Here is a 13,770-nt window from a genome sequence, read left to right on the forward strand (position 1 = left end):
GTTGATTCGGAGCTTGCGGTTCCAGTTTTCCCGGGGCTTGCGGCGCTCGCGCCGCTTCGCCGGTTTTGTTGAACTGCTTCAGGAGTTCCGCCAGCTCGTTGTCGAGAGCGTCCGCTCCCCGTTGCAACATCTTGTCCATTATTGCCTCGTCGCGTGCGCCGGGCGCAGCTGATTTGAAAACTGCGCGGACCCGTGAATACCTTCAGCACGGTGGTGGCCCTCAGCATGGTGATGGCGGTCAGCGCGATGGTGTTCGGCAGGCCCGCGCACCTCGCGTCGCATCGGTGCAACCGTCTTGCCAAGCAGCGCAGGCAGCATTTCCTCGCGCGTCCCGATTCGTCCGAGCCGCCCCTCGTGCATGAACACGATCTTGTCTACGGCGGCGAGCAGGTTCGGTCGGTGATTGATGATCACGATCGTCACCTTGCTCTGCCGCAGTCTCTGGATCGCATCAGCCAGCGCGCGATCGCCGTCGCCGTCGAGATTGGCGTTCGGCTCATCGAGCACGACCAGCACCGGCTTGCCGAACAGTGCGCGCGCGAGCCCGATGCGCTGCCGCTGACCGCCCGAAAGACCTGCGCCGTTATCCCCGATCACGGTGTCATAGCCCTTGGGAAGACGCTGGATCATCTCGTGCGCCGAGGCCAACTGCGCTGCTTCCACAACCGCCTCGTCGGAGGCGTCGTCGCGGAAACGGGCAATATTGTCGCGCACGGTACCGGCGAACAGCTCGACGTCCTGAGGCAGGTAGCCGAGATTCCGCCCGAGGAAATTGGGGTCGAAATGCGTGACATCGTTACCGTCGATACGCACGCAGCCGTGCGCCAGCGGCCAGGCACCGACCAGAGCTCGCGCCAGCGACGATTTCCCGGAGCCGGACTGGCCGACGACGGCGACGACCTCGCCGGGCTCCAGGCGGAACGACACGTCGGCGATAGCCGGCAATTGCGATCCGGGAACGAGAACCGTCGCGGCCTCGAGCGAGACCTGGCCCACCAACGCCGGCAGCCTCGTGGGCCGCCCCTCAGTGGCACGCGCGTCGAGCGCGCGATTGAGGCGGGCATAGGAGGTCCGCGCGGCGACCAGCGCCTTCCATTGCGAGACCGCAGCCTCGACGGGCGCAAGAGCGCGCCCCATGATCAGCGAAGCGGCAAATAGCACACCTCCCGAAATTTCCTGCTGGATCGCGAGATATGCGCCCACTCCCATGATACTCACCTGAATCGCCATGCGCAGGAATTTGGAGATTGCAAGCAAGGTCCCGCCGCGCTCTCCCGCCGTCGCGCTTTCCGACAGCGCCTGTTCATGAGTTTGCGCCCAGGACGCACGGATCGCGGGTGCCATTCCAAGCGCGCGGATCGCTTCTGCGTTGCGGAGCGACGAGGTCAAACGATCAAGTGCGTGAAGATTCTTCGACGCGGCCGCATTCAGCGGCTTCTTCGTAAGACGCTCGTTGAGGAAGGCCAGCGTCAAGATGATGACCGCGCCGATCAGGGCGACCAAGCCGATCAGCGGATGGAGCAGAAAACAAATCGCGAGGAAAATCGGCGTCCACGGCACGTCCATTAGCGATGTGATGACGCCGCCCGACAGCACCTCTCGCAAGGTGTCGACGTCGCGCAGAAGCTGAACATGATGCGAGCTGCTTGTGCTCAGCGCCTGTCCGAGCGCGGTCTCGAACGTCTCCCCCGAGATGAGCTGATCGAAATGAAGCCCGGTTTGCACGAGAACCCGGCTGCGAAAATGCTCGAGCGCCGCGTAGCTGATGAAAAGCGCGAGCGCGATCACTGACAGCAGCAACAACGTCATCCCGTTGCGGCTCGTCAGCACCCGATCGTAGATCTGCATGGTGTAGAGCGGCGAGACGAACACCAGCAGATTGATGAAGATGGATAGTCCACCGGCCGCGATCAGGCCGGGACGTATCCGACGGAAAGCGCTCGCGAGCGCTGATTGTTTTGCCGAAGCGTGCATGTGCATATCCGGGCCGCCCTTGGCCGGGCGGCGGTAAGCGGGTTGAAAATTGCATGCAATCGAGCGTCAGGACGCCCGCATTTCAACATTCCGCCGTGCGCGGAATGGCACCCCTCCTCTCGACCACTGCGGTTGAGAGGACTTCCCCCATATTGAACATACGCGCGGGCGGACCGCGCGTATGCTCTTATTGCAAATTACGCTACTAGCTCACGAGTGCCAGGCGTGATGGTCGTTGTGGTGACTCATGAAGTCAGCCAGATGCCCGACGAAAGACCCCGTGTCCGAGGCATCGGTCTGGTCAGTGGTGGTTGCATCCGACGTCGCGGATGACGGAGTGGTCAGACCTCGCCATCCCCCATGACCTCCGAACGAAGACGACGTGGCGCCATTGATCCACTGCGAGAAATCGAAGCTCCCGCCCTGGTGATTGTGCCAGCCCGTATCGCCAGTCGTGGACGAAGGCGAGCTGGCCCACCAGTGACCATGGCCATTCCCGTGGCCGGTATCCGTCCCGCCTGTCGACGGGTCCGTCGTTCCGTCCGAACCGGGAACCGGTGTCGTCGGCGTGGAGCCTCCCGTTGAGCCACCGGTGCTTCCGCCGGCATCGCCAACAGGCGTCGTCGTGCCGCCGTCCGTCCCCGTGCTTCCGTTCGCGCCGGAAGTTGGAGGCGTGCTGCCGTCGGACGCCGAACTTCCGCTATGATCGGAAGGCGGCGTGTCGGTCGGCGTGTCGGTCGGCGTATCAGCCGGCGGAGCGCTGACGACCGGCGGGACGGGCGTCGACGAGCCCCCGCTCGTGTTGTGCGCGAGGAAGACCTGCTGCAATTCCGGCGAGTCCTCAAGCGCCGTATCGCCATTCTGCGAGCCCCAAGCATAAGCGTAGTCAAACGCCGGGTTGGGAACGAGGTCCGCCCAGTGATTGATCATCGCCTGCTCTTGCGCGGCAGTCGGCATGACGACCTGGCTACCGGTTTCGGTGCTCCAGCCGCCACCGCCGAATGCCTGGTACACCGGGACGATCGAGTCGAGCGGAATGCCCGCCTGCTCCGCAGCAGCGACATACTTGTCGATGGTGCTGAGATCGACGTTCGGACGATCCGACCAGACCGGATACCAATCGAGACCGAAGTAGTCGATGTGGGTATTCGCCTGGTTGTAGCTGTTCATGTAGCTCGGGTCGTCCGATGATCCCATGTTATTCAGGACCGTGAACGTCTTGGCGCCGGGATCGTGCTGGTGGATCCAGTCGGATTCCGCCTGCAAGTCCGCTGCGTTGGCCTGCGGGCCCCACTGTCCGGTGGGATCCGGCTCATCCACGAGGTAGAAGCCGAACACTTTCGGATTGTTGAGGAAAGGTGTGACCGCGTCGATGAACTCCTGAGTCACACCTTGATACTGATCAAGCCAGACCAGACCCTGCACGCCATCGGGCAATGCGTTCGCCTGATCGACATACTGGATATCCGCGAGATTGAATCCCGCTTCGGCCGGTGTGTAGTTACCGTTCGAGTCCAGACCCCCGCCAGCTGCGTAGTGTAAGGTAGTCAATGATATTCCCCTTGTGTGTTGAAACCCCCAGTGACCCTTTTGGGCCTGAGCGCCGACAACCGATCGTGCGTCCCACGGCGGCTAACGTATGTTTACGTTTGAGGCGGGAATTCCCGTTCCTTTGGGCGTAACCAAGGGATTGTTGTGCCTAAAGTTTGCACAGCAACACGACAGCAATCGCCCGCCAAATTCGGATTCGAACTGTTTCAAAAGGGGATTCAAATATCTGCGGACGATTGCGGCGAAGAAGAGCACCGAAGATCTGGCACAACGCCGACACAATTGCTTCCCTGCCAAGGACGGACGCCAAGCAACCGGACGAATCTTTTGCCGGGGGATTACTCCTGATGATGGAGGTTCTCATCAGCGGCTTTCCGTTGTTCAGTATCAAGTGGTGCCGTTCAGCGATTGACTTCATTGCAGGTCGGCTTCGCAAGCAATCGGTATTTTGGCACCGAAATCGAGTTCGCTGGCCCGAGCAAGTTGCGAAGTTGCCAGAAGAGAAGTTGCAGAAGAAAAGGAATTTTGTCTTAGGCGCCGGGCTGCGTTTGGTTCTTCAGTACCGTCGGTCGAAGAGCTCTTCGTGCCGAGCGCACAATCGAATTTGCCCGTTCAATGCGCCCGCCCGTCTGGTGCCACGCTGTTGCGACCGTTCGAGCAGAATTGGGCACTGCTGCCGAGGATTCTATGTCGCGATCGGCCGAAATCCAGCTCAAGTTTCCACCGGGCTCACGAATTCAGGTAAAGCCGGCCGCCGGTCCTCGTCTCGCTGGAAGGATCGGGACCGTGATTGGGGCCGGATACTACCCCAAGAGTCTCCGCGTGATCTTGGACGGATCGAAGGGTCCAATCACTCTTCATATGAACTTCGTGGCAATGATCGACACATGAAGCGATCGCATCTGCGGCTGCGGTGCTCTTCGACGGTCTGCAAGTTTGGAGTTACTCCAGAAGTATGGTTGGCCTCTCATCCAGAGAGAGGCCGCTTTTTTGGCGGATTTCAGCCAATCTGTTGACGGTTGTTCCTTGCTCGGGGCGGGGTCCTTCAATTTGGAGCCTGCAATGTTCAAACAAGTAATTTCTGCGTGTTGTTTCGTTGCGATCACCTCCCTCAATTCGGACGCGCGACCATATCGAATAGATCGCGCTTCCGAATGCAATATCACCATGCCCTGTGATTTCTCATACCAGTCGCAAGTCTCGAATCAGCGAACGGAGTTGCGCCACTCACTGCGGACACAGCGGTTAGAGCAACTCGCCGCACCCGATACTTCCATCAGCATTCAAATCGTCGGCGGCCGCCCCGCGGGCTGCCCCTTTTCGTTCTGCGGTTGTGGCGCGGCCCTACGCGTGTTTGGCCGTATCGTGCCGGAATTGAACCTCGGGGCAAACTGGCTGCGGTTTCCGCGCACCTCGCCGGCACCAGGGATGGTCGCTGCAAGGCGCGGACACGTTTTCGTCCTGGAGCAACATGTCGCCGGCGACGTTTGGATGGCATACGACGCCAACTCAGGTGGACACGCCACGCGGATACACGCGCGTTCATTGAGAGGGTACACGGTTGTGAACCCGCGCGGCACGGTGCTGTGAATAGAGCCCTTCACCGGCAACTCAGAAGAGTTGGTATGCTTCCGCTGGGAGTGAACAAAGACGTGCTTTCGTCGCCAAGTCGCTCAGACTGATGAGATTGGCTAAAGCTGCTGGCGGCACGATCGGTTCGCCGCCAGCAGGCACGCGGCGGGACCGCGGCACCGCCACTGAGGCTTTCCGAAAAGTCTCTTTCGTTGTCCTTGCCTGGGATCCGATGGAGATTGCGTTAGCCAGCAATTCCCGATCGGCCACTTCGGTCGGCCAAGCCCCCTCGGGATAGTCCAATCACCCTTTCTCTTGCACTCCTCTGGAGGTGGGGCTGCGAATCCATCTGAAGATCAGCGCTGAACACGGCCTGCGTCGAAAGTGTTGCTTTATTTCATGTTTGATGCATCTTCGTGAGTAATTGCCACGTTTTCCCTATTCGATTCGCATAAACAAATGCAGTGCTTGGAGCCTGATTGCTAGAAGCAGCCCCAGATTAGGAGCCCTTTTGGTGAATGACCGAACGCCATCGCAGAGCAGATTTTTTGTTCGAATGGGCGGCAGGGGCTGGATGGTATACGATCGAACAAGGAAAGGCCCGGCGGTGATTGGGACCGATCTGGCCGAGAATCTGACGAAAGAGCACGCAGAACGCGTCCACCGTTTGCTGATTTCGACAGGAACAGGCGGCGCTATTGCCCCGACGCGCTAGGAGCGGCGGCGGACTAGGCACGCGCGTACGATACTCGGGATCTTTCCTGAGTATTTGGATCGTGGGCGGCCACTAAGCTGATCTTCTCAATCGTGCTTCCGGATAAATCCGGCGTCCGGACCGCGGCAAGCACGCCGCGGCCCACCATGCTGGTACGTCCCTCAACCGAGACCTACCGCAAGATGATCTAGTAATTCGTCGCAGACTTCTCGTTCGGGATGCCGTCAATCGGGCATTCTTCGGTTCCGACCATCGGGCGGGTCATCGCCTCGACCATGTCGCGCGTGCCTTCGGGGTCGGCGATCCACTTCGAATAGAAATCGTAAGGACACGCCGCAAGGCCTTTCGCGCTTTCGCCGGAATTGATCATGCCGGTGTAGCCGCGATGCAAGAGCTTGAAGAGATGGTTCTGCGACTGGTTGTTGCGGCGGGCATCACGGATCAGGCTCTTCGAGAGGCCCGCGTATTGGATGCCGTATTCCTCTTCCCCAGTCTCGCCCAGAGTCCGGCCATCGAAGCCGACGATCGCGGAGTGGCCGAAATAGGAGTAGACGCCGTCAAAGCCCGCGGCGTTGGCCACCGCGACATAGACGTTGTTCGCCCAGGCCATCGCCTTGGAGATCATCACCTGCTGCTCGTTCGCCGGATACATATAGCCCTGGCAGCGCACGATCAGCTCCGCGCCCTTCATCGCGCAGTCGCGCCAGATCTCCGGATAGTTGCCGTCATCGCAGATGATCAGGCTGATCTTCAGCCCCTTCGGGCCTTCGGAGACATAGGTACATGTGCCGGGATACCAGCCCTCGATCGGCACCCAGGGCATGATCTTGCGGTATTTCTGCACGATCTCGCCCTTGTCGTTCATGAGGATCAGCGTGTTGTAGGGCGCCTTGCGCGGATGCTCCTCATGGCGCTCGCCGGTCAGCGAGAACACGCCCCACACCTTGGCCTTGCGGCAGGCTTCCGCAAAGATCGCGGTCTCCTCGCCCGGCACCTGCGAGGCGGTCTCGTACATCTCCTTGGCATCATACATGATGCCGTGGGTCGAATATTCCGGGAAGATGACGAGGTCCATGCCCGGCAAACCGAGCTTCATGCCGACGACCATGTCGGCGATCTTGCGGGCGTTGTCGAGCACCTCGGCCTTGGTGTGCAGCCGCGGCATCTTGTAATTGACGACCGCGACGCCGACCACGTCGTTGCTGGAAGAAATGTCACCGTGAAGCATTTGAAGCGCCCTTCTGTTGTTTGAGCTTGTCGACGACGCGATGGCCGCCCTGCGTTCAGTGGCTGATCATCCAGGGCCGCGCGGTCGGAAAGCCGACGGCGCCGCTCTTGCTTTTGGTGACGAGCCGCCCCGGTTTCTTCTTCGTGCCGGTCCCGCAGCAGCCGCAGCCCGGCCCGTGCGCTGCCTTGTACTGGTCGAGCGTCTTCGGCGCGTGCCTGGAGCGCTCGTTGGTGGCGTGCGCCTTGCGCTTCTCAGCGGGCATGCAGAAGAACGCCGGCGCGGTCAGGATCACGCGCGGCGATTCCATCTCGCAGCGTGGACAATCCTGAGGGTCGTCGCATTCGGCCATCGGCCGCATGTCGGTGAACGGACCGCAATCATTGCAGAGATAATCGTAGACAGGCATCCTCGCTCCCTTCGCTGTTGCGCGTCGGATGCGGGGCGCATCGCCCCGCATCCCTCGCGTGCAGGCATCACTTATCCGGCGAGATCGGCATCTGGATATCGCCCGTGATGTGCTTGATCGGCCCCGCCGACGACGGCATCACATCGAAGTCGAATATCTCGGTCGGCAGCCACAGCGTGGCGCAGGCGTTGGGCACGTCGACCACGCCGGAGATGTGGCCCTGGCATGGCGCGGTCCCGAGGATCGAATAGGCCTGGGCGCCGGAGTAGCCGAACTTCTTCAGGTACTCGATCGCGTTCAGGCATGCCTGGCGGTAGGCGATGTGGACGTCGAGGTAATGCTGCTTGCCGGCCTCGTCGACCGAGATGCCCTCAAAGATCAGATAGTCCTTGTAGTTCGGCGTGATCGGCGACGGCTTGAAAACGGGGTTCTTGATGCCGTATTTCGCCACGCCGTCCTTGATGACGTCGACCTTGATGTGCAGCCAGCCGGCCATCTCGATCGCGCCGCAGAAGGTGATCTCGCCGTCGCCCTGACTGAAATGCAGATCGCCCATCGAGAGGCCGCCGCCGGGCACGTAGACCGGGAAGTAGATCTTCGAGCCGCGCGACAGGTCCTTGATGTCGCAATTGCCGCCATGCTCGCGCGGTGGCACCGTCCGCGCGCCCTCGAGACCGATCTTGGCCTTGACGTCACCCTTGGCTTGGCCCGCATGGGCGGTCGGCGCGAACGGCGGATTGGCAAGGCCCGGCACCCGGGTCGGGTTGGTCGCGATCAGCTCGGCTTCGCGCGCGTTCCAGGCCGCGAGCATCTTGGCATCGGGCAGACAGCCGATCAGACCGGGATGGATCAGGCCGGCAAAGTTCACGCCGGGCACGTGGCGCGACGAGGTGTACAGACCCTTGATGTCCCAGATCGACTTCTGCGCCAGCGGGAAATGATCGGTCAGGAAGCCGCCGCCATTCTGCTTGGAAAAGAAGCCGTTGAAGCCCCACAGGCTCTCCTTGAGGGGACCGACGTCGAGCAGATCAACGACGAGAAGATCGCCGGGCTCGGCCCCCTTGACGCCGATCGGACCGGACAGGAAATGCACGATCGACAGATCGATGTCGCGGACGTCATCAGCCGAGTCGTTGTTCTTGATGAATCCGCCGGTCCAGTCGACGGTCTCGATGATGAAGTCGTCGCCGGGGCTGACCCACTCGACGATCGGAACCTCCGGATGCCAGCGGTTGTGGATCTTGTCGTTCTCATAGGCAGACTTGGTGAGGTCGACCTTGATCAGTGTGTCTGGCATCGAGATGCTCCCCTTGGTTTACTGATTAGACGGACAGGAATTTCGATATCTGCGCGGCATCGACGCTGTCGCGCGGTTCGTCACGGACGATCTCGCCATTCTCGATCACGAGCACGCGGTCGGCGATGTCGAGCGCGAAGCTCAGGACCTGCTCGGAGACGACGATCGACAGGCCCCGCTGGTCGCGGATACGCTTCAAGGTGCGCGCCATCTCCTTGATGATCGACGGCTGGATACCTTCGGTCGGCTCGTCCAGCAGCAGCACTTTCGGATTGGTCGCGAGCGCACGCGCGATCGCAAGCTGTTGCTGCTGGCCTCCAGAGAGATTGCCGCCGCGGCGACCCTTCATCTCCAGCAGCACCGGGAATAATTCGTAGATATCTTCCGGCACCTCGGAGCCGCCTGACACGACCAGGCCCGTCTCGATGTTCTCCTTCACCGTCATGGTCGAGAAGATCATCCGCCCCTGCGGTACATAAGCGAGCCCCTTGGCGACGCGATCATAGCTCGGCAGCGATCCGAGCTCGGCACCGTCCATGGTCACCGAACCGCTCTTGGTCGGCACGATCCCCATCAGAGACTTCATCAGCGTGGTCTTGCCCATGCCGTTGCGACCCATGATCGCGACGATCTCATTGGGCGCGACCGACACGTTGAGGCCGTGCAGCACCTCGCTCTGGCCGTAGGCGACGTGAAGATCATTGATTGCCAGCATCGACGCGCTCCCTAGTGTCCGAGGTAAACTTCGATCACTTTCGGATCGTTCTTCACCTTCTCCATGGTGCCCTCGGAGAGGATCTGGCCCTGGTGCAGCACCGTGACCTTGTGGGCGATGTCCTCGACGAATTTCATGTCATGCTCGATCACCAGCACCGACCGGTCCTTGATGATGCGATTGAGGAGTTCGGCGGTCTTGGCGCGCTCGGACACGCTCATGCCGGCGACGGGCTCGTCCAGCATCAGCAGATCCGGGTCCTGGATCAGCAGCATGCCGATCTCGAGCCATTGCTTCTGGCCGTGGCTAAGCAGCGCCGCGCTCATGTCGAGGCGGTCTTTCAGGAAGATCATTTCCGCCACTTCGTGGACGCGGTCGCGCACGGCAGCATCACGTGTGAAGGTCAGCGCGCCGAACACGGTGCGCCCGCGCGGAAAGGAGATCTCCAGATTCTCGAACACCGTGAGATCGTCGTAGATCGACGGCGTCTGGAACTTGCGGCCGACGCCGGCCTTGACGATCTGGTTCTCCTTCAGCTTGGTCAGATCCTTACCGCGGAACTCGATCGAGCCTGAGGTGGCCTTGGTCTTGCCGCAGATCAGGTCGAGCACGGTGGTCTTGCCGGCCCCGTTGGGGCCGATGATGACGCGGATCTCGTTCTCCTCGACGTAGAAGGAGAGATCGTTGACCGCCTTGAAGCCGTCGAAGGACACGGTGAGCCCTTCAACCGAGAGCAGGAAGGGTTTTGGCTGTTGACCGACGAGCATGATCTCCTCCTCACTCTGCCGGCGCGCCGTCGGCGACGGAGTTGTCGGTCCAGCCCGCCTTCGGCTTGCGCGCGGCGATCAGGCGGCTGATCCGCGGCTGGACGTAATCGCCCCAGATGCCGGCGAGGCCGTTCGGGAACGCCAGCACTACGGCGATGAACAGGCCGCCGAGGCCGAACAGCCACAGCTCAGGGAATGACTCGGAGAGGCTGGTCTTGGCGAAGTTGACGAGGATCGTTCCGTAGACCGCGCCCAGGATCGAGAGCCGGCCACCGACCGCGGTGTAGATCACCATCTCGATCGAGGGCACGATGCCGACAAAGGACGGTGACATGAAGCCGACATTGAGCGCGAACATCGCGCCGCCGATCGCGGCGAATACAGCGGCAATACAGAAGGCGAAGATCTTGAAGTTGGCGACGCTGTAGCCGGAGAACCTGACACGATCCTCCTGATCGCGCATTGCCACCAGGATGCGGCCGAGCTTGGAGTGCCGGACGAACTGCGCGATGAAGATGCAAGCGAACAGCAGGCCGACCTCGAAGAAGTAGAGCACGATCTTGGCGTGGTCGGGACGGATATCCCACCCCTTCAGCGTGCGGAGATCCGTCATGCCGTTGATGCCGCCGGTGTAGCCCTGCTGTCCCACGATCAGGATGGTCAGGATCGCAGCGACCGCCTGCGTGATGATCGCGAAGTAGGTGCCGCCGACGCGGCGCTTGAACATCGCAGCACCAATGATCAGGGCGAAGATGCCCGGCACCAGGATGACGGCGGCGATGGTAAAGGTCAGGCTGTGGAACGGCTTCCAGAAGAACGGCAGCGCGGTGATCTGATTCCAGTCCATGAAGTCGGGAATCCCCGGCGTCGACTGGATCTTGGTGTTCTCGACGCTCGACGCCTCGAGCTTGAGAAACATCGCCATGCAGTAGCCGCCGAGGCCGAAGAACACGCCCTGCCCCAGGCTCAGGATGCCGCCGTATCCCCAGCAGATCACCAACCCCAGCGCGACGAAGGCGTAGGTGAGATATTTGGCGACCAGGTTGAGGCGGAAGACATCGAGACAGAGCGGCAGGATTACGACCAGAAAGACCGCGAGCACAAGGATGCCGATCAACTCCGAACGCGTAGCAAAACGACTGTCGTTCATGGGTTCAGCCCCCTGCACTTTCGTTATTTGCGGACCTTGAGGGCGAACAGCCCCTGCGGCCGCAGCATCAGAATTCCGACCACCGCAAGCAGCGTCAGCACCTTCGCCATCGAGCCCGACATGAAGAACTCGAGCGTCGACTGGGTCTGCGAGATCGAGAAGGCCGAGGCGATGGTGCCGAGCAGGCTCGCGGCGCCGCCGAACACGACGACCAAGAACGTATCGACGATGTAGAGCTGGCCCGACGTCGGCCCGGTCGAGCCGATCATGGTGAAGGCCGAGCCAGCGACGCCGGCGATGCCGCAGCCGAGTGCGAAAGTGTAGCGGTCGACCTTGGCCGTGTTGATGCCGACGGCGCCCGCCATGATGCGGTTCTGCACGACGGCACGAACCTGGCGGCCCCAGCGCGAGCGGAACATGATGTAGGCGACGCCGATGGTGATCAGCACCGTCAGGCCCATCACGAAGACGCCGTTGATCGGAACTTCGATCGAGTCCGTGACATGCAGCGAGCCGAGCATCCACTGCGGCAGCTCGACGCCGACTTCACGCGCGCCGAAGATCGAACGATAGGCCTGCTGCAACATGAGGCTGAGCCCCCAGGTCGCAAGCAGAGTATCGAGCGGCCGCTTGTAGAGGTGCCGGATCAGCACCCATTCGACCAGCATCCCGAGCGCGCCGGAGGCCAGGAAGGCCAATATCATCGCGAGGAAGAAATAGCCGCTGAACAGGCTTGGAAGATAGGACTGGAAGAAATTCGACGTCATCCAGGTGACGTAGGCGCCCAGGATCATGAACTCGCCATGGGCCATGTTGATGACGCCCATCTGGCCGAAGATGATCGCGAGCCCCAGCGCCATCAGCACGTAGACGGAAAACAGGATCAGGCCGGCAAAGCCCTGCATGACGAAGATCGAGCCGAGGTCGCCAATCGAATAGTCGCCGAACATCTGATTTCTCCGTCGAGGACAGCGTCTTGCGTCCGAGGGACAGGGTCCCGCGTCGCGAGCGACGTCGCGACGCGGGGTCGTGAGGCGCGGATTGACCGTCCGCGCCAGGGAGCTCTTGCTCTGGGAAAGTTTGCGGAAGGCTTGCTTACTGGTAGCCCTTCGGAAATGGATCCGGCTCGACCAGATCCGCGGTCTCGTAGATCAGCTCGAACTGACCATCGAGCTTGGCGCGGCCGACGCGCGTTTTCGACCAGAGGTGATGGTTCTCGTGGATACGCACATAGCCCTCGGGCGCGCCCTTGAATTCCACGCCCGGCGAGGCGGCCGCGATCTTGTCGACGTCGAAGCTGCCGGCCTTTTCGACCGTCAATTTCCAGAGCCACGGGCCGAGATAGGCCGCCTGCGTCACGTCACCAATCACGGTCTTCTCGCCCCAGATCTTCTTGAAGGCGGCGACGAAGGCCTTGTTGTTGGCATTGTCGAGCGACTGGAAGTACTTCATGCAGGCGTAGGCACCCGCGATGTTCTCGCCGCCGATGCCGTCGATCTCGTCCTCGGTCACCGAGATTGTCAGCAGCGCCTGCTTGGAGAGATCGATGCCGGCTGCCTTGAGCTGCTTATAGAAAGCGACGTTCGAGCCGCCGACCACGTCGGTGAAGATCACGTCGGGCTTGGTCAGCTTGATCTTGTTGATCACCGAATTGAACTGGGTGCTGCCGAGCGCATAATACTCCTCGCCCACGACCTTGCCCTTCAGCACATTCTCGACGTGCTTGCGCGCGATCTTGTTCGAGGTGCGCGGCCAGATATAGTCCGAGCCGATGAAAAAGAACGACTTGGCGCCCTTCTCCTTGGCGATCCAGTTCAGGCCGGCGAGGATCTGCTGGGTGGCTTCCTGGCCGGTGTAGATCACGTTCTTGGACTGCTCGAGACCTTCGTAGAAGGTCGGGTAGTAGAGCATGCCATTGTACTGCTCGACGACCGGCAGCACCGCCTTGCGCGAGGCCGAGGTCCAGCAGCCCATGATGGCCGCGACCTTGTCGTTGACGAGGAGCTTCTTCGCCTTCTCCGCGAAGGTCGGCCAGTCGCTGGCGCCGTCTTCCTGGATGACCTTGATCTTGCGGCCGAGCACGCCGCCGGCGGCGTTGATCTGCTCGATTGCGAGCTTCTCGGCTTCGATCGAGCCGGTCTCCGAGATCGCCATCGTGCCGGTGGCCGAGTGCAGGATGCCGACTGTGACTTCGGTATCGGTTACCGCAAGACCCGTGGTGTTGACTGCCGAGGTCGCCGGAGCCTGCGCGAAGGACGCCTTCGGCAGCATCGTGATGGCCGGCACGGCAGCCATTCCCATCAATAGCTTGCGCCGAAGCGGCGACAATAGGCCCTTGTTTGTTTCGTCTGACATGAGCACCCCACTGTTTGTTCGAGGACACGCGATTGGTGCC

Annotated in this window: 12 protein-coding genes; 2 read left to right on the forward strand and 10 right to left on the reverse strand. The window is 61.3% G+C overall.

Annotation, left to right across the window (positions count from 1 at the left end; translation table 11 throughout):
• Positions 1–138 precede the first annotated feature (138 nt).
• Positions 139–1,980: a type I secretion system permease/ATPase gene (locus tag AAFG16_RS31385; RefSeq protein WP_342731503.1), complete on the reverse strand. Its 1,842-nt coding sequence runs from the start codon at positions 1,978–1,980 to the stop codon at positions 139–141.
• 204 nt (positions 1,981–2,184) lie between these two features.
• A complete protein-coding gene (locus AAFG16_RS31390; RefSeq protein ID WP_342731505.1) occupies positions 2,185–3,525 on the reverse strand; it encodes a calcium-binding protein in 1,341 nt (446 codons plus the stop codon).
• Between the two features lie 88 nt (positions 3,526–3,613).
• Here AAFG16_RS31390 and AAFG16_RS31395 point away from each other — a divergent pair, with 88 nt between their 5' ends.
• On the forward strand, positions 3,614–3,937 hold the full coding sequence (locus AAFG16_RS31395; protein ID WP_342731507.1) for a hypothetical protein: 324 nt from the start codon (positions 3,614–3,616) through the stop codon (positions 3,935–3,937).
• Between the two features lie 650 nt (positions 3,938–4,587).
• On the forward strand, positions 4,588–5,115 hold the full coding sequence (locus AAFG16_RS31400; RefSeq protein ID WP_342731509.1) for a hypothetical protein: 528 nt from the start codon (positions 4,588–4,590) through the stop codon (positions 5,113–5,115).
• 884 nt (positions 5,116–5,999) lie between these two features.
• Here AAFG16_RS31400 and AAFG16_RS31405 read toward each other — a convergent pair.
• The 8 genes from AAFG16_RS31405 to urtA form a co-directional block, all read right to left on the reverse strand.
• A complete protein-coding gene (locus AAFG16_RS31405; RefSeq protein ID WP_342731511.1) occupies positions 6,000–7,040 on the reverse strand; it encodes an aliphatic amidase in 1,041 nt (346 codons plus the stop codon).
• A gap of 55 nt (positions 7,041–7,095) precedes the next feature.
• On the reverse strand, positions 7,096–7,446 hold the full coding sequence (locus AAFG16_RS31410; protein ID WP_283080346.1) for a zinc ribbon domain-containing protein: 351 nt from the start codon (positions 7,444–7,446) through the stop codon (positions 7,096–7,098).
• A 67-nt stretch (positions 7,447–7,513) separates the two neighbouring features.
• Entirely contained in the window at positions 7,514–8,743 is a 1,230-nt protein-coding gene (gene fmdA, locus AAFG16_RS31415) for a formamidase (RefSeq protein WP_063694888.1), read from the reverse strand.
• A gap of 25 nt (positions 8,744–8,768) precedes the next feature.
• Positions 8,769–9,458, reverse strand: a complete 690-nt coding sequence (urtE, locus tag AAFG16_RS31420; RefSeq protein ID WP_342731514.1) for an urea ABC transporter ATP-binding subunit UrtE — start codon at positions 9,456–9,458, stop codon at positions 8,769–8,771.
• A gap of 11 nt (positions 9,459–9,469) precedes the next feature.
• Positions 9,470–10,225 carry an urea ABC transporter ATP-binding protein UrtD gene (urtD, locus tag AAFG16_RS31425; RefSeq protein ID WP_342731517.1) on the reverse strand — a complete coding sequence of 252 codons (756 nt, stop codon included), beginning with the start codon at positions 10,223–10,225 and terminating at the stop codon, positions 9,470–9,472.
• 10 nt (positions 10,226–10,235) lie between these two features.
• Positions 10,236–11,375 carry an urea ABC transporter permease subunit UrtC gene (gene urtC, locus AAFG16_RS31430; protein WP_283080350.1) on the reverse strand — a complete coding sequence of 380 codons (1,140 nt, stop codon included), beginning with the start codon at positions 11,373–11,375 and terminating at the stop codon, positions 10,236–10,238.
• Between the two features lie 23 nt (positions 11,376–11,398).
• Positions 11,399–12,325, reverse strand: a complete 927-nt coding sequence (gene urtB / locus AAFG16_RS31435; protein ID WP_027557089.1) for an urea ABC transporter permease subunit UrtB — start codon at positions 12,323–12,325, stop codon at positions 11,399–11,401.
• Positions 12,326–12,470: 145 nt separating this feature from the next.
• Positions 12,471–13,730, reverse strand: a complete 1,260-nt coding sequence (gene urtA, locus AAFG16_RS31440; RefSeq protein WP_342731521.1) for an urea ABC transporter substrate-binding protein — start codon at positions 13,728–13,730, stop codon at positions 12,471–12,473.
• Positions 13,731–13,770 lie beyond the last annotated feature (40 nt).

This window comes from Bradyrhizobium sp. B117 (assembly GCF_038969555.1).
GTDB lineage: Bacteria > Pseudomonadota > Alphaproteobacteria > Rhizobiales > Xanthobacteraceae > Bradyrhizobium.

Bases quoted from the DNA above. Each gene is read 5' to 3' on its own strand.
- urtA (WP_342731521.1), bottom strand. From the start codon at position 13,730: ATGTCAGACGAAACAAACAAGGGCCTATTGTCGCCGCTTCGGCGCAAG.
- urtC (WP_283080350.1), bottom strand. From the start codon at position 11,375: ATGAACGACAGTCGTTTTGCTACGCGTTCGGAGTTGATCGGCATCCTT.
- AAFG16_RS31400 (WP_342731509.1), top strand. From the start codon at position 4,588: ATGTTCAAACAAGTAATTTCTGCGTGTTGTTTCGTTGCGATCACCTCC.
- urtB (WP_027557089.1), bottom strand. From the start codon at position 12,325: ATGTTCGGCGACTATTCGATTGGCGACCTCGGCTCGATCTTCGTCATG.
- AAFG16_RS31405 (WP_342731511.1), bottom strand. From the start codon at position 7,040: ATGCTTCACGGTGACATTTCTTCCAGCAACGACGTGGTCGGCGTCGCG.
- fmdA (WP_063694888.1), bottom strand. From the start codon at position 8,743: ATGCCAGACACACTGATCAAGGTCGACCTCACCAAGTCTGCCTATGAG.
- AAFG16_RS31410 (WP_283080346.1), bottom strand. From the start codon at position 7,446: ATGCCTGTCTACGATTATCTCTGCAATGATTGCGGTCCGTTCACCGAC.
- AAFG16_RS31385 (WP_342731503.1), bottom strand. From the start codon at position 1,980: ATGCACATGCACGCTTCGGCAAAACAATCAGCGCTCGCGAGCGCTTTC.
- AAFG16_RS31395 (WP_342731507.1), top strand. From the start codon at position 3,614: ATGTTTACGTTTGAGGCGGGAATTCCCGTTCCTTTGGGCGTAACCAAG.
- urtD (WP_342731517.1), bottom strand. From the start codon at position 10,225: ATGCTCGTCGGTCAACAGCCAAAACCCTTCCTGCTCTCGGTTGAAGGG.
- urtE (WP_342731514.1), bottom strand. From the start codon at position 9,458: ATGCTGGCAATCAATGATCTTCACGTCGCCTACGGCCAGAGCGAGGTG.